The following is a 19,752-nucleotide window of genomic DNA, read 5'->3' as shown; positions in this document are numbered from 1 at the left end:
CGCCAGGGAGCCCGCCGTCCCCCCGTGGGACGGCGGGCTCCCGCGCGTTTGCGTCGAGACCGTTCGCGGGCCTCAGATGGCGTCCTCGGTCTCCTCGGGCAGGACGTTGGGGAAGGGGTGGGTGAGCCGGTGGGCGTAGGCCGCGATCACTCCGCCGACCAGCGGCGCGACGATGAACAGCCAGAGCTGGGAGAGGGCGGCGCCACCCGCGAAGAGCGCCGGGCCGAAGCTGCGCGCCGGGTTGACCGAGGTGCCGGTCAGCGGGATGCCCACCAGATGGATCGCCGCGAGCGCCAGACCGATGGGCAGGCCGTCGAAGCCGGTGACCGCGACCTTGTGGGTCACCGCGAGGACCACGTAGACGAGCAGGAACGTCAGCACGACCTCGGCGAGGAAGGCGCCGCCGATGTTGATGCCGACGGCCGACCGGTCGTCGTAGCCGTTGGTGCCGAACTCGCCGCTGGTCTCCAGGCCGGGGATCTGCTTCGCCAGCAGGAACAGCAGGGCGGAGCCGACGATCGCGCCGAGGAACTGGGCCACCCAGCGCTCCACGGCCGTACGGATGTCGATGCGGCCGGCCATCAGCATGCCCAGCGTCACCGCCGGATTGACATGGCAGCCGGAGATCGGGCCGAGCGCATAGGCCAGGGCGAGGAGGGTGAAGCCGAAGGTGAGGGCGATCCCCACCGTGCCGAGGTATTCGACGGCGACCACCGCGGACCCCACGGCGAAAAACACCAGCAGCAAGGTGCCGAGAAACTCTGACGCCACGATCCGCTTCTGCATGGAACCACCTCGCGATGTCGTCCGGTTGGTCGGATTCCTCCGATTTTCCCGACAATTCTCATGGTGGTGGACGCTTCGCGCTCGTCGGGCCGGGGCTCACCCGTGGTTCAGCGGGTGAAAAGAGGCTCTCCCGGCATGGCCGTTCCGGCGGGGAGGAGGGCCAGGTCCAGGCCGCTGACCAGCCGGGCCCGCAGCATCTCACTGACCGACAGGGCCTGCGCGACGCGGCGGGCGGCCTCGGCGGGGACCGCGTCCGGGGCGAGGACGAGCGCGAGGGTGCCGTCCGCGCTGCCGGGGCCGAGGTGGGCCCGGACCACGGCGGGGTCGGCGGCGACGATGTCCCGTACGGCGTCGATGACCGCGGGGTCCTGGAGCGGGTCGGTGGTGGTGCGGTTCTCGGCCAGCGCCAGGAGCGCCTGTCCGCTCAGCTCGAAGGTCACGGGCCCGGCGAGGTCCAGGACGACGGTGTCGGCCTTCTCGTGGGCGGCGGCCTGGAGGGCCTGGTGCAGCGGTACGGCGACGGGGCGCGCCTCGGGGTCCCAGAGCGCGAGCGAGGCGGTCGAGGTGAAGGCGGGCAGCGCGCGCCGGTCGCCCGCCTTGAGGGTGGGCACGGCCATGTCGCTGGTCTTCTCGCGCCGCAGCCCCCTCTCGTCCTCCTCGACCTCGCCGAGTACGGCGACGACGGGGACCAGGAGCCGGGCGTCCCGCAGGGCCGTGAGGACCGGGCCGACGGCGGTCCGGTCCCGGGACCATGCGTCGAGTGCGCTGGTCAAGGCCGGAGAGGCCGAGCCGTCGTCGTCGGAGAAACCGGGGTCCGGAATGTTCTTGAGCTCCACGGGACGAGGGTAGTGCCTGGCGCCCGGGGGCCTGCTCGCAGGTGTCGCGGTGGGCGGGTCCGGCGTACGCCGACGAGGCGGTGGCCGGGTCCGGCGTACGCCGACGAGGCTCGGCGGCGTCCGGGCCCGGCGTGCGCCGAAGGGGCGAACGCGCTCGGTCAGCGGTGGCCGGGGGCGTTGCGGCCGCGCCACAGAACGACGGCGGCGGCCAGCAGCACCGCGCCGAGGCCGCCGGCGAGCGGGGCGGCCCAGTTGGCCGTCCCGTCGGCGGTACGGGGCGGGGTCGGGCCCGCGCCGAAGTACCGCCCCCGGTGTCCGGCCGGGGCGGCCTTGGCGTCCAGGTCCGCCGGGCGCAGCCGGGCGCCCGCCTCGATGGCCTCCGCCGGGTCGACGATGCCGTAGCCGCGGGAGTCGTCGCGGCCCTGGGCGGGGGCGTCGCGGGCGGTGTCGGCGAGAAGCTTCTTGATCTGGGCCGGGGAGAGACCGGGGTGGGCGGCCCGGACCAGGGCGACCGAGCCGGAGACGAACGCGGCGGCGGCGGAGGTGCCCCACTCGATGTAGTAGTGCCCGTCCGGGTTGGCGACCACGATGTCGACGCCGGGGGCGCTGACGGTGGCGTACCAGCGGCGGGTGGAGAACGAGGCGTGGGTGCCGTACTCGTCGACGGCGGCGACCGCGATCACCCCCGGGTAGGCGGCGGGGTAGGAGATCCGGTCCCCCTTCTCTCCGCCGTTGCCCGCCGACGCGATCACGGGGATGCCCTTGGACAGGGCGTACTGGATGGCCTCGTCCTCGCCGGGGTCGGGGTGGGCGGACTTGCTGTCGTCGCCCAGGGAGAGGTTGATGACGTCGGCGCCGTTGTCGGCGGCCCACCGGATGCCGTCGGCAAGTGCGGCGCCCCGGGTCTTGCGGGCCTTGGCGCGGGCCGGGTCCTTGGATTCGAGGATGACCCGGACCGGCAGGATCCGGGCTTCGGGGGCGATGCCGAGGATGCCGTCGGTGCGGCCGGGACCGTTGCCGTGTCCGGCGATGATGCCGGCCATGGCGGTGCCGTGCAGGGCCCAGGAGGAGTCGCCGCGGGCGGCGCCGAAGCCGACGAGGTCCTTGCCGGGGAGCACCTGGCCGGTGAGGTCGGGGTGGGCGTCGTCGACCCCGGTGTCCAGGACGGCGACGGTGATGCCGTCGCCGCGGGTGGTCTGCCAGGCCCGGTCCGTGTGGAGGGCGTCCAGGGCCCACTGCTGGTCGCGGATGGCGTCGGCGTGGGCGGGCGCGGCGGGGGTGAGGACGAGGACGGCGGCGGCGCAGAGCGCGGCGAGGGCGCGGCGGGGTCGGCGGGTCATCCGGGCTGCTCCGTGAGGTCGGCGACGGCTGCGCGCAGTCCGCGCTCCACCCGGTCCGCGACGCCCTTCGCCTCGTGGCCGAGCCCGGCCTGGGCGACGGCCGTCTCGGCGCCGGAGGCCATGGCGTCGGCCGCGGGCTGCGGTTCGGCGACGGCGCGGCCGTCCGCGAAGCCGGAGACGGCGAGGACGACGACCGGGATCTCGGTGAGCGGGTTGACTGTCCAGCTGGCGCGCTGTTCGTCGCCGAAGGAGGCCGCGGAGGTGCCCTCGGGGGCGTACGTGCGCGGCATCAGGTCCTTGCGCGCACCGAGCTTCTGCTCGGTGAACCGGGTGCGCAGGGCCTGCATGCCGGAGGCGTCGGCCTCGGTGAAGACGAGGCCGACGGTGGTGACGGCGGAGCGGGTGGCGTCGGTGTACGTGGCGCGCAGCAGCCGCTCGCAGCCGACGGGGCGGAGCGTGGTGAGGAGCAGCGGATCGAGGCCGTCCTTGCAGGTGCTGTCGGCGGCGACGGCGACCCGGGTCCAGGTGCGGTGGGTGCCGCCGGGGCCCGCGCCCCGGCCCTTCAGGGTGCGCGGGAACAGCGTGTCGACGGGGACGCTGTGCCAGGCGTCCCGGGCGGCGGTGTACGGGCTCCTGGCCGTCCCGGCCGAGGAGTCGCCGGTCAGCCAGGCGCCGGTGACGGCTCCGCCGATCAGCCCGAGCCCGAGCACGACGCAGGCGGCGGCCGCCGTCGTACGCCACCGCTGCCGGGGCCTGACGGGGCGCAGCCGGGTGGTGGTCTCGACGGGCGTCTCGGGGAAGCCGGGGCGGACGGGCGTCCGGTGGCCACCGGGGGGCGGAGGAACGGCCCCCGGCGCGGGCGTCGGGCCGACGGCCCCGACGGGCCTGCGCCAGGTGCCGGGGGGCGGGGTGGGGCTGGTCGCGGGCTGGGCGGGGGGCGCGGTGGGCGGGCCCGGGTGCGCGGAGGGCGCGGGGCTCGTGGTCGGGGGCGGCGCGGGGCCTGCGGCGGGCGGGCCGGGGTGCGCGGAGGGCGCGGGGCTTGCGGCGGGCGCGCTGGGCGGGCCGGGGCGCGCGGAGGACGCGGGGCCTGCGGCGGGCGGGCCGGGGTGCGCGGGGCTCGTGGGCGCGGGCGCGGGGCTTGCGGTGGGCGGGCCGGGTTGTGCCGGGGGCGCCTGGCGGCGTGATGCGCCCTGCCGGGTGAAGGCTGCCGGTGGACCGGATCGGTCCGATGCGGCCGACGGGGCGGTGGGAGCCTCCTGGGCGGGGCCCGGAGACTGGGCGGCGGGGGCTGCGGGGGCCGGAGGCGTCCCGGGGCGGGGCGGTGTCGGGGGCTTCGCCGGCGGGGATGTGGGAGGAGTGGTCGGGCGGGGCGGGACAGGAGCGCGCTGCGCTTCGGTACTCATCCGGCCCCCTGCTGACACATCCTCGTACCGACCACGGATCACCGCCGGTGACAGGCCCGTTGGTGCTCGCGTGCAGGTCACTCTACGGGCTGTGGGCGGGCTGCGGGGAACAGGACTGCCGGGCGCCGGAGGATCTGTCCCGATCGTCCCCCTACCCAGCCGTAGCGGCTCTCTGGCAAGCTGCGGCCATGACTGCCCGCACCGCTGACCGGACCTGCTACGACCGGGCCACCGCCCATCTCGACGCCCCGATCGCGATCGTGGATCTGGAGGCGCTCGACGCCAACGCCGACGATCTGGTGCGGCGGGCGGCCGGGAAGCCCGTCCGGGTGGCGAGCAAGTCGGTGCGGTGCCGCACCCTGCTGGAGCGGGCGCTCGCGCGGCCCGGGTTCGCCGGGATCATGTCGTACACGCTGGCGGAGTCGCTGTGGCTGGCGCGGGCCGGATTCGACGACGTACTGCTGGCGTATCCGTCGGCGGACCGGGCCGCCTTCGCCGAGCTGGCGGCCGATCCGAAGCTGGCCGCGGCCGTGACGGTGATGGTGGACGACCACGCCCAGCTGGAGCTGATCGACGCCTCCCGTGCCGGTGGGCGCGAGGAGATCCGGGTCTGCCTGGAGCTGGACACCTCGCTGCGGATGCTGGGCGGCCGGGTGCGGATCGGGGCGCTGCGCTCGCCGCTGCGCTCCCCCGCCCAGCTCGCCGAGCTGGCCCGCTCGGTGGCGCGCAGGCCCGGCTTCCGGCTGGTGGGGCTGATGGCGTACGAGGGCCATGTCGCCGGGGTCGGGGACGCGGTCGTCGGGCGGCCGCTGCGGTCCCGGGCGATCCGGCTGATGCAGGCCGCCGCCCGCAAGGAGCTGGCGGTACGCCGGGCGGAGGTCGTGCGGGCGGTCCGGGCGGTCGCGCCGGAGCTGGAGTTCGTGAACGGCGGCGGCACGGGCAGCGTGCAGCACACGGCGGCCGAGAGCGCGGTGACGGAGATCGCCGCCGGTTCGGGGCTGTACGCGCCCCGGCTGTTCGACAACTACACGTCGTTCACCGCCCGTCCGGCGGCCCTGTTCGCGCAGCCCGTGGTGCGCCGGCCCGGGGTGGGCGTGGTGACGGTGCTCGGGGGCGGCTATCCGGCGTCCGGCGCGGCCGGCGCGGACCGCTCGCCGGTGCCGTATCTGCCGGAGGGGCTGCGCTACGACCGGCAGGAGGGCGCGGGCGAGGTGCAGACACCGCTGCTGGGCTCCCCCGCCGACGATCTGCTGATCGGCGACAAGGTGTGGTTCCGGCACGCCAAGGCCGGGGAGCTGTGCGAGCGCTTCGACACGCTGCACCTGATCGAGGGCGACCGGGTCACCGCGAGCGTTCCGACGTACCGGGGCGAGGGGCAGACCTTCCTCTGACCGGGGACACGCGCGCCCTCAGGGGCTGATCGACGCGCCCACGCCGCCACTCGTCCCGTCGTCGCCGAGCGGGCGGATGCCCCGGGTGATCGTGTCCATCAGCGAGAGCGGCAGCCCGGTGACGTCCGCGTCGAAGACGAGCCGGACGATCACGGGGGTTCCGGTGCCCACGGACGAGGGGAAGGCGACGGACTGCACGTACCCGCCGGGTCCCTTGCCGGTGGTGACCTGCCAGCGCACCAGGTAGCCGACGCGTCCGGCGACGGACAGCTGCTCGGCCTTGAGCACCTTGTGCGAGGTGATGCCGCCGTGGTTGCGGCGGCCGAGGCTGTCCTCCTCGTAGGCGAGGTCGGCGGCGGTGGTGATGTCGGCCTCGGCCAGGGCCTTGGGGTCGGTCCCGGTGCTCCGGGCGGTGTGGGTGGTGACCGTGCCGTGGTAGCAGAACGACGAGCCGCCGGGGCAGTCGTAGGACTGGACGGTGCGGATGGTGGGGACGTCGGAGGAGCTGCTCTTCGGCTTCTCCCAGCCCTCGGGCACCGGCACCGTGACCCCGTTGAGCTGGTCGACGAGAACGGCCGGGTTCTCGTCGGGGTCGGGTTCGTCGGAGGCCGAGGCGGTGGCCGAGGGTGTGGTGACGGGGGCCGGCGTCGAGGTGGTCGTGGTCGGAGCGGCCGGCGTGCCGCCGTCGTCGCGGCCCAGGAGGATCACGCCGGTGACGGCCGCGCCCAGGACCAGCGCCCCGGAGAGCGTGATCGCCAGGATCTTCGTCCGGTTGCCGCCCCCGGGGCCGTCGTGCGGGCCGCGCTGGTGCGGGAGCGGAAACGACGGCGGGCCGAACCCGGCCGACGCCGACTCCGCCGGGCCGAAGCCCCCCGGGCCGGGGTCCGCCGGACCGACCCCGGCCGGGCCGAACCCGGCGGGCCCGGACTGCACGGGCCCGGGATCCGCCGGTGCGGAGGGCTGGTGCGATGCGGCCGGGCCGGCGGCGGGCGGGCGGGTGTGCGCGGTCCAGGCCGTGCCGTCCCACCAGCGCTCCAGGCCGGGTGTGCCCGTGTCCGGATACCAGCCGGGCGGCGTCGCGTAGCTCATGCCCACACTCTAAAGTCCGCCCCCGGCACGGTCACGGGCGTCCCGGTTCAGGCGCCGCGGCCGGTCAGGGACAGCAGATCGCGGGCGGGGCCGGCGGGGCGGTGGCCGCCGGGCCAGACGGCGCGCAGTTGGCGGCGCAGCCGTACGCCCGCGACCGGGACCTGGACGAGGCGGCGGGCGGACAGCTCCTCGCCCAGGGCCAGTTCGCTCAGGACACAGGGGCCCGCGCCGCTCTCGGCCGCGCCCTTCACGGCGGTCGTGGAGGAGAGTTCCAGCAGCGGCCGGGCCAGTCCGCCGTGCACGGCGAGCGCGGCGTCCAGGACCTGGCGGGTGCCGGAGCCGTGTTCGCGCAGGATCAGCGGGGTGGCGGCGAGTTCGCCGGGCAGCAGCGGGGTGCGCCGACGGGCCCAGGGGTGGGTGGGGGCGACCACGACGACGAGGCGGTCGTGGGCGATGACGGTCCCGTCGAGGCCCTCCGGTATCGACAGGCCCTCGACGAAGCCGAGGTCGGCCTCGCCGGTGACCAGGCGGCGGGCGACGGCCGCCGAATTGCCGACGAGGAGCGAGACCGCGGTGTCCGGGCGCTCCCCGCGCAGGGCGATCAGCCAGCCCGGCAGCAGGTATTCGGCGATCGTCATGCTGGCGGCGACCCGCAGCCGGGAGTCGCGGCGGTCGCGCAGCGCCTGCGTGCCCGCGTCGAAGGCCTCGGCCGCCTCGACGACCCGGCGCGCCCAGTCGGTGACCAGCGCGCCCGCGTCGGTGAGCCGGGAGCCGCGCGGCGAGCGGTCCAGCAGGGTGACACCGAGCTGCCGCTCCATGGACCGGACCCGGCTGGAGGCGGCGGGCTGGGTGATGCCGACGTCCCGGGCGGCCCGGCCGAGGCTGCCGTGGCGGGCGACGGCGAGCAGGAGTTCCAGCGCCCCGAGGTCGGGGACCCGGTGGGCGAGGGGGATGTGGGGGGTGTGCGGGTCGTCGCCGGTCATCAAGCCAGCTTATGACCTCATAGGAACGGGGTCCCTGGTGGGCGTGGGCGCCGCCGCCAAGAATCGTGGCATGGCCATCTTTCCGCAGACCAGGACCGCCGTACCGCCTCCCGCCGCCGCGTCGGCGCCCCGCCCGGCGCAGGCGTCCGGGACGTCCGGCGACGCGTCGCGGCTGCCGTCCCTGCGGCACATCGGCCCGAACTGGTACGCGAGCGTGATGGGCACCGCGATCGTCGCGGGCGCCGGGGCCGCGCTCCCCGTCGGCGTTCCCGGTCTGCGGGCAGCGATCACCGTGGTGTGGGCGCTGTCGGCCGTGCTGCTCCTGGCCGTCCTCGCCGCGCGGACCGGGCACTGGCTCTGCCACCGGGACCAGGCCCGCGCCCATCTGCTGGACCCGTCGGTCGCCCCGTTCTACGGCTGTCTGTCGATGGCGCTGATGGCCGTCGGCGGGGCCACCCTGACGGTGGGCGCGGACGTGGTGGGGACGCGGGCGGCGCTCGCGGTGGACGTGGTGCTGTTCTCGGCGGGTACGGCGGTGGGGCTGGTGGCGGCCGTCGTGGTGCCGTATCTGATGGTCGTGCGCCACCGTCCCGCGCCCGGGACCGCGTCGCCGGTCTGGCTGCTGCCGCTGGTCGCCCCGATGGTGTCGGCCTCGCAGGGCGCGCTGCTGGTGCCCCGCCTGGGGGCCGGGCAGGGGCGTGAGGCGCTGCTGCTGGCCTGCTACGCGATGTTCGGGCTGTCGTTGCTGGCGACGCTGGTGGTGCTGCCGCTGGTCTTCTCGCGGCTGGTCCACCACGGTCCGCTGCCGCTCGCGCTGACGCCGACGCTGTTTCTGGTGCTGGGGCCGCTCGGCCAGTCGACGACCGCCGTCAACCAGCTGGCCGATGTCGCCCCGGGGGCGGTGGCGGCCCCCTACGCCTCGGCGTTCGGCGCGTTCGCCGTGCTGTACGGGGTGCCGGTGATGGGCTTCGCGCTGCTGTGGCTGGTGCTGGCGGCCGCGATGGTGGTGCGGGCCGTACGGAACGGGATGGGGTTCGCGATGACGTGGTGGGCGTTCACCTTCCCCGTCGGTACGTGTGTGACGGGGGCGGCGGGTCTGGCGCGGCACACCGGTCTGGACGCGCTGACCTGGCTCGCGGTGGCGCTGTACGTGTTCCTGGTCGTGGCGTGGGCGGCGGCGGGGACGCGGACGGTGCGCGGGGTGGTCAGCGGAGCGCTGACGGCAGCGCCCGTGCCGCCTCGGCCAGTGACGGCCCGTACCACGTGAGCAGCCGCCCGTCGACGAGTGCGGCGGGCAGGGCGGGGAAGGCCTCGGGGCCGTCGTCGGCGGTGAAGCGGTAGGGCTCGTCGGGCAGGACGACCAGCTCGGCCCCGGAGGCGTTCAGCTCGTCGACGGGGACGCGCGGGTAGCGCTCGGGGTGGTCGGCGTAGACGTTGCGGACGCCGAGGCGGGCGAGGAGGTCCCCGGCGAAGGTGTCGTGCCCCAGCACCATCCAGGGCCTGCGCCAGATCGGTACGACGGCGGGGCGCGGGGGTGCGGAGGGCGCGGGCAGGGCGGCCCAGGCGGCCTCGGCCGTGTCCAGCCAGCGGGGCCGGGCGAGCCCGCAGCGGTCGACGAGGACGTGGTGGAGTTCGGTGAACGCCTGGTCCAGGGTGCGGACCTCGGTGACGAGGACGTCGAGCCCGGCGGCCCGGAGCGCGTCGAGGTCGGGGGCCCGGTTCTCCTCCTCGTTGGCGATCACGAGGTCGGGGGCGAGGGCGGCGATCGCGGCCACGTCGGGGTTCTTCGTGCCTCCGATCCGGGCGGCGGCGAGGCCGGCCGGGTGGGTGCACCAGTCGGTGACGCCGACGAGCAGCCCGGGGGCGGTGCGGGCGACGGCCTCGGTGAGCGAGGGGACCAGGGAGACGACGCGCACGGAACGCCTTTCGGGCAGGGGCGGGGCTCAGCGGCGCGAGTCGAAGGTGGCGTCGATGTGTTCGGCCACCGAGACGACGAGGAGCCGGGTGCCGGGCACGGTGGCGCGCCAGCGGTGGCGGACCCCGCCGGAGAGGAACAGGGTGTCGCCGCTCTCCAGCCGGTGCACCTGGCCCTCCGCCTCGACGTCGACGGCGCCCGCGACGACGTACATCAGCTCGTCGTTGCGGTGCTGGAACTCGCGGCCGAGGTCCGGTTCGCCGGAGAACTCCAGGGCGCTGAGCTGGTGGCGGCCGCGCACCAGGCGGCGTACGCCCTCGCCCTCCTCGCCCCGGACGACGTCCACGGCGCGGGCGGAGTCGGCGGCGTCGTGGAGCTTCTTGGTGGTGGTCTCCAGCGCTTCGGCGACCCGGTCGAGGGAGCGGGCGCTGGGGCGGGCCCGTTCGTTCTCAATCTGGCTGAGGAAGGGCACGGAGAGCCCGCTGCGCTCGGCGACCGCGGCCAGCGTGAGGCCGAGGGTTCGGCGTCGACGCCGGACCGCGGCGCCCACCCGCGGTGTGTCCTTGTCGTCCATGTCCGAGCTCCCTCCCGCACCCGCCCATCCTCGCGGTTGCGAGCACCTTACGCACATGGTTGCGCACGACGTCCGGAAAACGACCTGCGGGCAGCCGGAAAGGGGTGGCCCCGCCCGAAGGCGGGGCCACCCCTTTCCGGCCTGTGGTTTTCTGCCCGTGAGCCCTACTGGGGCGCCATGGTGTCCGCGATGCCCGGGTTGTCGTCCATCCAGGCCTTCACGGCTTCCTCCTCGTGGCCCGCGCCGCGCTTCTGGATCTCGTTCTCCAGGCCGCCGAGCTGCTTCTCGGTGAGCTTGAAGTCCTTGAACCACTTCGTCAGCTGCGGGTACTGCTGCGGGAACTCCTTGGAGGCGATGGTGTGCAGCCGGTCGCCGTCACCGAACGCCTTCTTCGGGTCCTTCAGCTTGGTCATGCCGTACTCGTTGTACGCCCAGTGCGGGGTCCACAGCAGGACCGCGATGGGCTCCTTCTTGGCGTACGCGCGCTTCAGTTCGGCGAGCATGCCGGGCGTGGAGGAGTCGAGGACCTTGAACTCCTTGTCCAGGCCGTACTGCGGCAGGACGTTCTTCTTGAGGTTCTCCATCGCGGCGGCGCCGGGCTCGATGCCGACGATCCGGCCCTTGAAGTCGGAGCCCTTGCCCTTGAGGTCGTCGAGGGACTCGACGTCCTTGACGTAGTCGGGGACGGCGATCTCGACAGAGGTCGGCCCGTACCAGGAACCGATGTCGGTCAGCTTGTCGCCGTACTTGTCCCAGTAGTTCTTCTGGGTGTACGGCAGCCAGCCGTCGAACTGGACGTCGATCTGACCGCGTGACATGGCGGCGTACATCGGCCCGACGTCGAACTGCTTGAGGTTGATCTTGTAGCCGCGCTCCTCCAGGACCGCCTTCCACAGGTACGTGGCGGCGATGTCCTCCTCCCAGGGGAACCAGGCGACCTCGACCGGGCGCTTGCGCTCGTCGTCACCGCTCACGGCCCGGGCGTCCTTCGGGGCGGGGCCCACGTGTCGACGACGCCGGAGTTGTCCTTCAGCCAGGTGCGGACCGCTTGCTGCTCCTTGCCCGAACCGGCCTTCTGGATTTCGGCCTCCAGGCTGGTGAGCTGCTCCTCGGTCATCTTGAAGCTCTTCAGCCACTGGGCGACCTCGGGGTTCTCCTGCGAGAAGCCCTTGCGCGCCAGGGTGTGGATGCCGTCGCCCTCGCCCCACAGACCCTTGGGGTCCTTGAGCTTGGTGAGGTCGTAGTCGTTGTAGGCCCAGTGCGGCGACCAGAGCGGAACGACGATCGGTTCCTTCTTGGCGTACGCGCGCTTCAGCTCGGCCAGCATGGACGGCGTGGAGCCGTCGATGAGCTTGTACTCCTCGTCGAGGCCGTAGCCCGGCAGGAGCTTGTCCTTGAGCAGGCCCATCTCACCGGCGCTCGGCTCGATGCCGACGATGCGGCCCTTGAACTCGGAGGCCCGGCCCTTCAGGTCCTCCATCGACGTGATGTCCTTCATATACGCCGGGACGGCCAGCTCCAGCGAGGTGGGCGCGTACCACGAGCCCATGTCCTCCAGGCGGTCCTGGTACTTCTCCCAGTAGCTGGCGTGGGTGACCGGCAGCCAGGAGTCGGTCTGGAAGTCGATCTGCCCGTTGGCCATACCGGTGTACAGCGCGCCGGCCTCGTACTGCTTGACGTCGACCTCGAAGCCGCGCTGCTCCAGCATCTCCTTCCAGAGGAACGTGGAGGCGATGCCCTCGTCCCACGGGATGTAGCCGATGGAGATCTTCTTGCCGTCGCCGACCTGGGCGCTCTTGCCGGCGGTGTCGGCCTTGGAGCCGCCGAAGACGCTCATGCCTCCGGCCACGAGGGCGAGGGCGACGATCGCCGCGACCGCGACGACGGGCTGCGGGCGGTAGGTCCAGATCTTCCAGCCCTCGGCCATCGCCCGGGTCTTGGCGACCGCGCGGCGGCCCAGCGGGGAGACCACGGTGCCGAGCGCACCGGTCATCCGGTCCAGGTACATGGCGAGGATGACGATGGAGATGCCCGCCTCGAAGCCGAGGCCGACGTCGACGTTGCCGATGGCGCGGTAGACGGAGCCGCCGAGGCCGCCGCCGCCGACCATGCCCGCGATGACGACCATGGACAGGCCGAGCATGATCACCTGGTTGATGCCGGCCATGATCGTGGGCAGTGCGAGGGGCAGCTGGACGCGCAGCAGGGTGTTGCGCGAGGTGGTGCCGAAGGCCTCGGCCGCCTCGACGAGTTCGCCGTCGACCTGCCGGATGCCGAGTTCGGTCATCCGGACGCCCGGGGGCAGCGCGAAGATGATCGTGGCGATGATGCCGGGGACCACGCCGACGCCGAAGAAGATGACGCCGGGGATCAGGTAGACCATGGCAGGCATGGTCTGCATGAAGTCCAGGACCGGGCGGACCACCGCGCTGACCGTCCTGGACCGGGAGGCCCAGATGCCCAGCGGTACGGCGATGAGCAGGGTGACGAGGGTCGCGACGAGCACCAGGGTGAGGGTGTCCATCGCCTCGTCCCACAGTTCGACGGAGTCGATGAGGGCGAATCCGACGAAGGTGAGCAGGGCGGCGGGCAGGCCGCGCAGCCACCAGGCGATGACGGCGACGATGCCCGCGAACAGCAGCGGTGCGGGGGCGGACAGGACGGCGGCTATGCCGTCGAACATGCCGCTGACGATCGAGCTGATGGCGTCGAAGAGCCAGACGAGGTGGGTCTGCAGCCAGTCGACCGCGGAGTCGACCCATTCGCCGAGGGGGAGCCTAAACACCGGCCACCTTCTTCACGTCGGCACCGGCCGCGGCTGCGGGCTCGGCGTCGCGGGGGGCCTCGGCCGGGGTCATGGGCTCGCCGAGGACGGCGAGCAGCCGGGAGCTGGGGACGACTCCGACGAGCTTGCCCTTGGCGTCGGTCACGGCGACCGGGTCCGGGCTCTGCGAGCAGGGCGTGAACAGGTCGATGATCGGCGTGGACTCCGCGACCGCGGCGGGGGCGGCGGCGAGCACGTCCTGCGGGGTGCGCAGTTCCGTGCCGTCCGCGGCCTTGCCGCCCATCACGGTGTGCGGTTCGGCCATGATCGCGCCGGCGGTGAGCACCCGGGAGCGGTCGACGTCCTGGGTGAAGGAAGCGACGTAGTCGTTGGCCGGGGTGACGAGGATGTCCTCGGCGCTGCCGAGCTGGACGATCTTCCCGTCGCGCATGACGGCGATCCGGTCGCCGAGGCGCATGGCCTCGTTCAGGTCGTGGGTGATGAAGACGATGGTCTTCTTCAGGCGCTTCTGGAGCTCCAGGAGCTGGTCCTGCATGTCACGGCGGATCAGCGGGTCGAGCGCGCTGAAGGACTCGTCCATGAGGAGCAGGTCGGCGTCGGTGGCCAGGGCGCGGGCGAGGCCCACGCGCTGCTGCATACCGCCGGACAGCTCGTCGGGCCAGGACTTCTCCCAGCCTTCGAGGCCGGTGAGCCGCAGCGCCTCGGCGGCGCGCACCTCGCGCTCCTCGCGCGAGACGCCCTGGACCTCCAGGCCGTACGCGGCGTTCTCCAGGACGCTCCGGTGGGGGAAGAGCGCGAAGTGCTGGAACACCATGCTGATCTTGGTGGAGCGGACATGGCGCAGCTCGCGGGGGCTCAGCGCGGTCAGGTCCTGGCCGTCGAAGAGCACCCGGCCAGCGGTGGGGTCGAGGAGGCCGTTGAGCATCCGCAGCAGGGTGGACTTGCCCGAGCCGGACAACCCCATGACGACGAAGATCTGGCCGGGCTCGACGGTGAACGAGGCGTCGATCACCGCCGCGGTCGTTCCCTCGGCGCGCAGCTCGTCGCGGTCCGCACCGCTCTCCAGCTTCCGCACGGCTTCATCGGGTCGTCTGCCGAACACTTTGTACAAGTGCTCGGCCTGCAGCCTGGACACATACACCTCACGCGTCGAACCGAAAAACGGTCTGCCACCCCCTCCGGCAGACCGTGGAGCAATGCGGGCTCTGTCCGCGTGACACATGCACTAGTTGAAAATGCGACGTGGTCCGCTCCGGTGCCGCGCCTGCCCGTACTTACACAGCCCAAACGCGACCGTGACCCACATCACTGACCTGCGACGGAGCGCTGACAAGCGATGACTGGGAGCGACTGTCGGCGGGGTGGGGCATCATCGGGTCTGTGACGCGACGCCTGATGCTCCTCGACACCGCCTCCCTGTACTTCCGCGCCTACTTCGGAGTGCCCGATTCGGTGCGCGCGCCGGACGGGACGCCCGTGAACGCCGTGCGCGGCCTCCTCGACTTCATCGGCCGCCTGGTGCACGACCACCGGCCGGACGAGCTGGTCGCCTGCTGGGACAACGACTGGCGTCCGCAGTGGCGGGTCGACCTCATCCCGACGTACAAGGCGCACCGGGTCGCCGAGGAGACGCCTGCCGGACAGACGGACGAGGAGGAGATCCCCGACACGCTGTCCCCGCAGGTCCCGATCATCGAGGACGTGCTGGCGGCGCTCGGGATCGCCCGCGTCGGCGTCACGCCGTACGAGGCGGACGACATCATCGGCACGCTCACGGCGCGGGCGAAGGGCCCGGTCGACATCGTCACCGGCGACCGCGATCTGTATCAGCTGGTCGACGACGCCCGCCAGGTGCGCGTGCTCTACCCGCTCAAGGGCGTCGGCACGCTCCAGGTGACCGACGAGGCGTGGCTGCGCGAGAAGTACGGCGTGGACGGCGCGGGGTACGTGGATCTGGCACTGCTGCGCGGCGACCCGAGCGACGGACTGCCGGGCGTCCCCGGCATCGGCGAGAAGACGGCGGCGAAGCTGCTGGACGCGTACGGCGATCTCGACGGGATCATGGCGGCGGTAGACGACCCCGAGGCGAAGCTGACCCCGTCGCAGCGCAAGCGGCTGGACGAGTCCCGCGCCTACGTCGCCGTCGCGCCGAAGGTGGTCCGGGTGGCCGGGGACGTGCCGCTGCCCCACTTCGATCCGGCGCTGCCGCGCGAACCGCGCGACCCGGCCGCGCTGGAGGCGCTGGCGGAGCAGTGGGGGCTGAGCGGGGCGATCCAGCGCCTGCTGACCGTCCTTCAGCACTGAGGGGTCGACCAGCAATGAGGGGTCGACCGGGGCTCCGGCCGGGGTGTTAACTTAGGTATACCTAAGTCTTCGAACCAGGGAGTACCTCGTGGCAGAGCGGCCGGCCCGGCAGGGACCCAAGGCCCAGGGCGCGCAGGTCGTGCGCACCGAGCAGATCACCCCGCACATGGTGCGGGTGGTCCTCGGCGGCGAGGGGCTGGCGGACTTCTCCCTCTCCGGCTTCACCGACCACTACATCAAGCTGTGCTTCGCGCCCGAGGGCGCGGACTACTCGCACCCGTTCGACATGGCGGCCGTCCGGGAGTCCTACCCGCGCGAGCTGTGGCCCACCACCCGTACGTACACGGTGCGTTCGTGGGATCCGGTCGCCCGGGAGATGGCCGTCGACTTCGTCGTGCACGGCGACGAGGGCCTGGCGGGACCGTGGGCCCAGCGGGCGCGCGTGGGTGAGCAGGTGACCTTCCTCGGCCCCGGCGGCGGTTACGGCCCCGACGCCTCGGCGGACTGGCACCTGCTGGTCGGCGACGAGAGCGCGCTGCCCGCCATCGCGGCGGCGCTGGAGCAGATGCCCGTGGGCGCGCTGGTGCACGCCTTCGTGGAGGTGCCGGACGCCTCGGAGGAGCAGAAGATCGTGACGCCCGACGGGGTGGCCGTGACCTGGCTGCACCGGGGCGACCGCCCGGTCGGCCAGCTGCTGACCGCCGCCGTGAAGGGGCTGGACTTCCCCGAGGGCGAGGTCCAGGCGTTCGTGCACGGGGAGGCGGGCTTCGTGAAGGAGATCCGCCGCTATCTGCGCGTGGAGCGGCAGATCCCGCTGGCCCAGCTGTCGATCTCGGGCTACTGGCGTCTCGGCAAGAACGACGACGCCTGGCGCGCGGTGAAGCGCGAGTGGAACGAGCAGGTGGAACGCGAACAGGAGGGCGGCACGACCGCCGCGTAGCGGCTGCTTGCCGGACGGCCGAGGCCGCCTGGCCGCCTGGCCTCCGGGCGGCCGGACCGCAGTCTCACCCCGGCAGCCGGCCCACCTGGCCGCCTCGGCGCTCGGCGAGCAGAGCACATCCCCGGACCCCGTCCGCCGCACATCGCGGCGGACGGGGTCCGCTCGTTCAGGGGCGCGGCCGACCCGACGGGCCAGGAACGACCTCAGGTGCCGCAGAGCGCCGAACATCGCCTCGCCGAGGACGGTCCGGCGGGGCGGGTGCCCTCCGGGCGCAGGTGATCGCCCGGGATCTGCTGCTCGGTCGGTGGATGTTTGCCCCGAGAGCCGGAAGCTGGGGGGCTGTCGCCGCTGCTGACGGGCCCGCCGCCGGTGCTGACGATCTGCCGGCGCCGTTCGGGCCGCTGGTCCTCCTCGCCGTCCGCGCCGTCCGTTGGCGGCGGCGGGAACCGCTCCCCGGCTGAGTCGCGCGGCCTCCGGGGGGCCGGTCTGGAAAGATCGCGGACATCCGACCAATCCGCACGGGCGCCGGCTCCGAATCACTTGCGGAACCGTCGATCGCTCCGGGAGGAAACCCGCGTGAAGGAAGCCGTACACATCAGTGGGGTGCCCTCGCCCGGTCCCGATCTCCAGGAACTCCTGGTGCGGGTCGCGCGGGGCGACCAGGACGCGTTCGCCTCGGTGTACGACGCGGTGAGCGGTCCCGTGCTCGGCCTGGTGCGCAGTGTCCTCCGCGACCCGGCGCAGTCGGAGGAGGTGGCGCAGGAGGTGCTGGTGGAGGTGTGGCGCACCGCGCCCCGCTTCCAGGCCGCCCGGGGCAGCGCGATGAACTGGGTGCTGACCCTGGCCCACCACCGGGCCGTCGACCGGGTCCGCTCCGCCGAGGCGGCCGCCGCCCGGGAGCACAAGGCGGCGCTGCTGGATCGGACGCCCGCCTTCGACGAGGTGTCCGAACAGGTCGAGACCCGGCTGGAGAGAGAACAGGTACGGCGCTGCATGCGCACCCTGTCCGAGCTGCAACGGGAGTCGGTGACCCTCGCCTACTACCGGGGCCTGACCTACCGTGAGGTCTCCGAACTGCTCTCCGTGCCGCTCGGCACCATCAAGACACGACTCCGCGACGGCCTCATCCGGCTGCGCGACTGCCTGGGGGTGAGCGCATGAGCACGGCCGAACTGCACACGCTGACCGGGGCCTACGCCCTGCACGCGCTGCCGGAGTCCGAACAGCGGCCGTTCGAAGAGCATCTGGAGGACTGCGAGGCCTGCGCCCAGGAGGTGCGGGAGCTGTCGGCCACCGCTGCCCGGCTCGGTCTCGCCGTCGCCGAGACCCCGCCGCGCGAGCTGCGCGAGAGGGTGCTGCGGGAGATCACGACCGTACGCCAGGAGGCTCCGGCGCACGGCAGGCGTGAACGGACCGGCGGCAGGGGGCGCACCGGGCGGTGGTACGCCTACGCGCTCGCCGCCTGCGTCGCGGCGGCCGCCGCGTTCGGCGGGGTCGCGGTCTGGCAGAACCAGCTGGCGCAGGACGCGCGGCAGGAGGCGAACCAGGCGCAGCGGCAGAACGAGCAGCTGGCGCAGGTGCTCTCCGCCCCGGACGCGAAGACCTCGTCGGGCGAGCTGACGGGTGGGGCTCGCGGCACCGTCGTCGTCTCGCAGAGCCAGAACCGCGCGGTGTTCCTGGCCTCCGGCATGGCACCGCCGCCGAGCGGCAAGGTCTACCAGATCTGGTTCAACGACGAGGGCACGATGCGCTCGGCCGGACTGATGGACCCGAAGGCGAGCGACGACGCGGTCCTGCTGGACGGGCCGGTGGACCGGGCGTCCGGGATGGGCATCACGGTCGAGCCCGCCGGTGGCTCCGTCGAACCGACTTCGGATCCGGTGGCGCTGATGGACTTCCCGACCGCCTGACGCTTCCCCCACGAGTACCGCGTTGTCCCCCACGAACACCGCATTTCCCCCCACGAGTACCGCAAGGGAGCACACGTTCCATGAGTAGTGTCGCGGTGGTGCTGTTCACCTCCGACCTGCGTCTGCACGACCATCCGGTGCTGCGAGCCGCCCTGCGGGACGCGGACGAGGTCGTCCCGCTGTTCGTGCGGGACGACGCTGTCCAGCGGGCCGGGTTCGACGCGCCCAACCGGCTGGCGTTCCTCGCGGACTGCCTGGCGGACCTGGACGCCGGACTCCGTGACCGCGGGGGGAGACTGGTCCTCCGTCGGGGCGAGAGCGCCCGCGAGGTGAAACGGGTCGTCGAGCGGACCGGGGCGGAGTCCGTGCACATCGCCGCCGGGGTCAGCGGGTACGCGGCCCGGCGTGAGGAACGCATCCGGGAGGCCCTCGCGGGCACCGGCTGCGAGCTGCGCGTCCATGACGCGGTGGTCACCGCGCTCGCCCCGGGCCGGGTGGTCCCGACGGGCGGCAAGGACCACTTCGCGGTGTTCACCCCGTACTTCCGCCGTTGGGAGGCGGAGGGAGTACGGGGCACACTGGCCGCTCCCCGCACGGTCCGGGTGCCCGACGGCGTGTCCGGTGACGCGCTCCCGGACCGGGGCGCGATCCAGCACGTCTCCCCCGGTCTCGCCCGGGGCGGCGAGCAGGCGGGCCGCAAGCTGGTGACGTCCTGGCTCCACGGCCCCATGGCCGACTACGAGGACGGCCACGACGACCTGGCCGGCGACGCGACGTCCCGGCTCTCCCCGCATCTGCACTTCGGTACGGTCTCCGCCGCCGAACTGGCCAACCGGGCGCGGGAGAAGGGCGGCCCCGGCGGCGAGGCGTTCGTGCGGCAGCTGGCCTGGCGCGACTTCCACCACCAGGTCCTCGCCGCCCGGCCCGACGCCTCCTGGTCCGACTACCGGCCGCGCCACGACCGCTGGCGCTCCGACGAGGACGAGATCGCGGCCTGGAAGTCCGGGCACACGGGCTATCCGCTGGTGGACGCGGCGATGCGGCAGCTCGCGCACGAGGGCTGGATGCACAACCGGGGCCGAATGCTGGCCGCGAGCTTCCTCACCAAGACGCTGTACGTGGACTGGCGGGTGGGCGCACGGCACTTCCTGGAGCTGCTGGTCGACGGGGACGTGGCGAACAACCAGCTCAACTGGCAGTGGGTGGCGGGCACCGGCACGGACACCCGCCCCAACCGGATCTTGAACCCGGTGATCCAGGGCAAGCGCTTCGACCCCGACGGTGCTTACGTACGGCGGTGGGTGCCGGAGCTGGCGGAGGTGGAGGGGCCCGCGATCCATGAGCCCTGGAAGCTGGAGGGCCTGGACCGGGCGGGCGTGGACTATCCCGACCCGGTGGTGGACCTGGCCGAGGCACGGTCCCGCTTCGAACGCGCGCGCGGCCTGGACTGACCCGTACGCGCCCGGAAGGGGCCTGTTCCGCGCGGCTGCGGAACA

The 19,752-nt window shown here is 73.4% G+C and carries 16 protein-coding genes and 1 pseudogene; 7 read left to right on the top strand and 10 right to left on the bottom strand.

All coding sequences use genetic code 11. The features are described from left to right. Positions 1-72 precede the first annotated feature (72 nt). The 4 genes from IE145_RS21675 to IE145_RS21660 form a co-directional block, all read right to left on the bottom strand. A complete protein-coding gene (locus IE145_RS21675) occupies positions 73-786 on the bottom strand; it encodes an MIP family channel protein (protein ID WP_093813581.1) in 714 nt (237 codons plus the stop codon). A 107-nt stretch (positions 787-893) separates the two neighbouring features. Then, a complete protein-coding gene (locus IE145_RS21670) occupies positions 894-1,622 on the bottom strand; it encodes an SseB family protein (protein WP_189527124.1) in 729 nt (242 codons plus the stop codon). A 158-nt stretch (positions 1,623-1,780) separates the two neighbouring features. Further along, complete coding sequence (mycP, locus tag IE145_RS21665; protein ID WP_189527123.1) at positions 1,781-2,962, bottom strand: type VII secretion-associated serine protease mycosin; 1,182 nt, start codon at positions 2,960-2,962, stop codon at positions 1,781-1,783. Continuing rightward, the gene (locus IE145_RS21660; RefSeq protein WP_189527122.1) at positions 2,959-3,672 is read right to left on the bottom strand and encodes a hypothetical protein; all 714 of its coding nucleotides are present in this window, start codon (positions 3,670-3,672) and stop codon (positions 2,959-2,961) included. The genes mycP and IE145_RS21660 overlap by 4 nt, the downstream gene beginning before the upstream one ends. An 881-nt stretch (positions 3,673-4,553) precedes the next feature. Between IE145_RS21660 and IE145_RS21655 the strand changes: the two genes are divergently transcribed. Then, positions 4,554-5,756, top strand: coding sequence for an amino acid deaminase/aldolase (locus tag IE145_RS21655; protein WP_189527121.1), 1,203 nt, complete (start codon positions 4,554-4,556; stop codon positions 5,754-5,756). An 18-nt stretch (positions 5,757-5,774) separates the two neighbouring features. Here IE145_RS21655 and IE145_RS21650 read toward each other — a convergent pair whose 3' ends face one another. Next, on the bottom strand, positions 5,775-6,845 hold the full coding sequence (locus IE145_RS21650) for a DUF2510 domain-containing protein (protein ID WP_189527120.1): 1,071 nt from the start codon (positions 6,843-6,845) through the stop codon (positions 5,775-5,777). A gap of 47 nt (positions 6,846-6,892) precedes the next feature. Continuing rightward, positions 6,893-7,828 carry a LysR family transcriptional regulator gene (locus IE145_RS21645; RefSeq protein WP_189527119.1) on the bottom strand — a complete coding sequence of 312 codons (936 nt, stop codon included), beginning with the start codon at positions 7,826-7,828 and terminating at the stop codon, positions 6,893-6,895. Positions 7,829-7,898: 70 nt separating this feature from the next. On the opposite strand from IE145_RS21645, the gene IE145_RS21640 reads away from it, so the two are divergent. Then, entirely contained in the window at positions 7,899-9,095 is a 1,197-nt protein-coding gene (locus tag IE145_RS21640; protein WP_189527118.1) for a TDT family transporter, read from the top strand. Here IE145_RS21640 and IE145_RS21635 read toward each other — a convergent pair. The 4 genes and pseudogenes from IE145_RS21635 to IE145_RS21620 all read right to left on the bottom strand — a co-directional run bounded on the left by IE145_RS21635 (position 9,034) and on the right by IE145_RS21620 (position 14,237). After that, a complete protein-coding gene (locus IE145_RS21635; RefSeq protein WP_189527117.1) occupies positions 9,034-9,744 on the bottom strand; it encodes a helical backbone metal receptor in 711 nt (236 codons plus the stop codon). The two genes, IE145_RS21640 and IE145_RS21635, sit on opposite strands and share 62 nt — an antisense overlap. A gap of 27 nt (positions 9,745-9,771) precedes the next feature. Next, entirely contained in the window at positions 9,772-10,317 is a 546-nt protein-coding gene (locus IE145_RS21630; protein WP_189527116.1) for a helix-turn-helix domain-containing protein, read from the bottom strand. A gap of 164 nt (positions 10,318-10,481) precedes the next feature. Beyond that, a pseudogene (locus tag IE145_RS21625) lies at positions 10,482-13,102 on the bottom strand (ABC transporter permease/substrate binding protein). Then, entirely contained in the window at positions 13,095-14,237 is a 1,143-nt protein-coding gene (locus IE145_RS21620; protein WP_189527115.1) for a quaternary amine ABC transporter ATP-binding protein, read from the bottom strand. The pseudogene IE145_RS21625 and the gene IE145_RS21620 overlap by 8 nt, the downstream one beginning before the upstream one ends. Before the next feature lie 260 nt (positions 14,238-14,497). Here IE145_RS21620 and IE145_RS21615 point away from each other — a divergent pair, with 260 nt between their 5' ends. The 5 genes from IE145_RS21615 (at position 14,498) to IE145_RS21595 (ending at position 19,707) form a co-directional block, all read left to right on the top strand. Next, positions 14,498-15,406 (top strand): 5'-3' exonuclease, encoded by a 909-nt coding sequence (locus IE145_RS21615; RefSeq protein WP_189527145.1) that lies wholly within the window; start codon positions 14,498-14,500, stop codon positions 15,404-15,406. 88 nt (positions 15,407-15,494) lie between these two features. Then, positions 15,495-16,346: a siderophore-interacting protein gene (locus tag IE145_RS21610; protein WP_189527114.1), complete on the top strand. Its 852-nt coding sequence runs from the start codon at positions 15,495-15,497 to the stop codon at positions 16,344-16,346. A gap of 576 nt (positions 16,347-16,922) precedes the next feature. Continuing rightward, a complete protein-coding gene (locus IE145_RS21605) occupies positions 16,923-17,507 on the top strand; it encodes a sigma-70 family RNA polymerase sigma factor (protein WP_189527113.1) in 585 nt (194 codons plus the stop codon). Then, positions 17,504-18,256, top strand: a complete 753-nt coding sequence (locus IE145_RS21600) for an anti-sigma factor (RefSeq protein WP_189527112.1) — start codon at positions 17,504-17,506, stop codon at positions 18,254-18,256. The genes IE145_RS21605 and IE145_RS21600 overlap by 4 nt, the downstream gene beginning before the upstream one ends. Before the next feature lie 80 nt (positions 18,257-18,336). Beyond that, positions 18,337-19,707: a cryptochrome/photolyase family protein gene (locus IE145_RS21595; RefSeq protein WP_189527111.1), complete on the top strand. Its 1,371-nt coding sequence runs from the start codon at positions 18,337-18,339 to the stop codon at positions 19,705-19,707. The last annotated feature ends 45 nt before the right edge of the window (positions 19,708-19,752 follow it).

Origin of the sequence: Streptomyces sindenensis (genome assembly GCF_014649035.1) — a bacterium.
GTDB lineage: Bacteria > Actinomycetota > Actinomycetes > Streptomycetales > Streptomycetaceae > Streptomyces > Streptomyces sindenensis.
The sequence above is the reverse complement of the archived record's forward strand: the minus strand, read 5'-3'. Positions and strand labels throughout refer to the sequence as shown.

What these genes read in the sequence shown, in the direction of transcription:
- IE145_RS21595 (WP_189527111.1), top strand. Translation starts at nt 18,337, where the DNA reads ATGAGTAGTGTCGCGGTGGTGCTGTTCACCTCCGACCTGCGTCTGCAC.
- IE145_RS21655 (WP_189527121.1), top strand. Translation starts at nt 4,554, where the DNA reads ATGACTGCCCGCACCGCTGACCGGACCTGCTACGACCGGGCCACCGCC.
- mycP (WP_189527123.1), bottom strand. Translation starts at nt 2,962, where the DNA reads ATGACCCGCCGACCCCGCCGCGCCCTCGCCGCGCTCTGCGCCGCCGCC.
- IE145_RS21645 (WP_189527119.1), bottom strand. Translation starts at nt 7,828, where the DNA reads ATGACCGGCGACGACCCGCACACCCCCCACATCCCCCTCGCCCACCGG.
- IE145_RS21675 (WP_093813581.1), bottom strand. Translation starts at nt 786, where the DNA reads ATGCAGAAGCGGATCGTGGCGTCAGAGTTTCTCGGCACCTTGCTGCTG.
- IE145_RS21615 (WP_189527145.1), top strand. Translation starts at nt 14,498, where the DNA reads ATGCTCCTCGACACCGCCTCCCTGTACTTCCGCGCCTACTTCGGAGTG.
- IE145_RS21650 (WP_189527120.1), bottom strand. Translation starts at nt 6,845, where the DNA reads ATGAGCTACGCGACGCCGCCCGGCTGGTATCCGGACACGGGCACACCC.
- IE145_RS21640 (WP_189527118.1), top strand. Translation starts at nt 7,899, where the DNA reads ATGGCCATCTTTCCGCAGACCAGGACCGCCGTACCGCCTCCCGCCGCC.
- IE145_RS21630 (WP_189527116.1), bottom strand. Translation starts at nt 10,317, where the DNA reads ATGGACGACAAGGACACACCGCGGGTGGGCGCCGCGGTCCGGCGTCGA.
- IE145_RS21600 (WP_189527112.1), top strand. Translation starts at nt 17,504, where the DNA reads ATGAGCACGGCCGAACTGCACACGCTGACCGGGGCCTACGCCCTGCAC.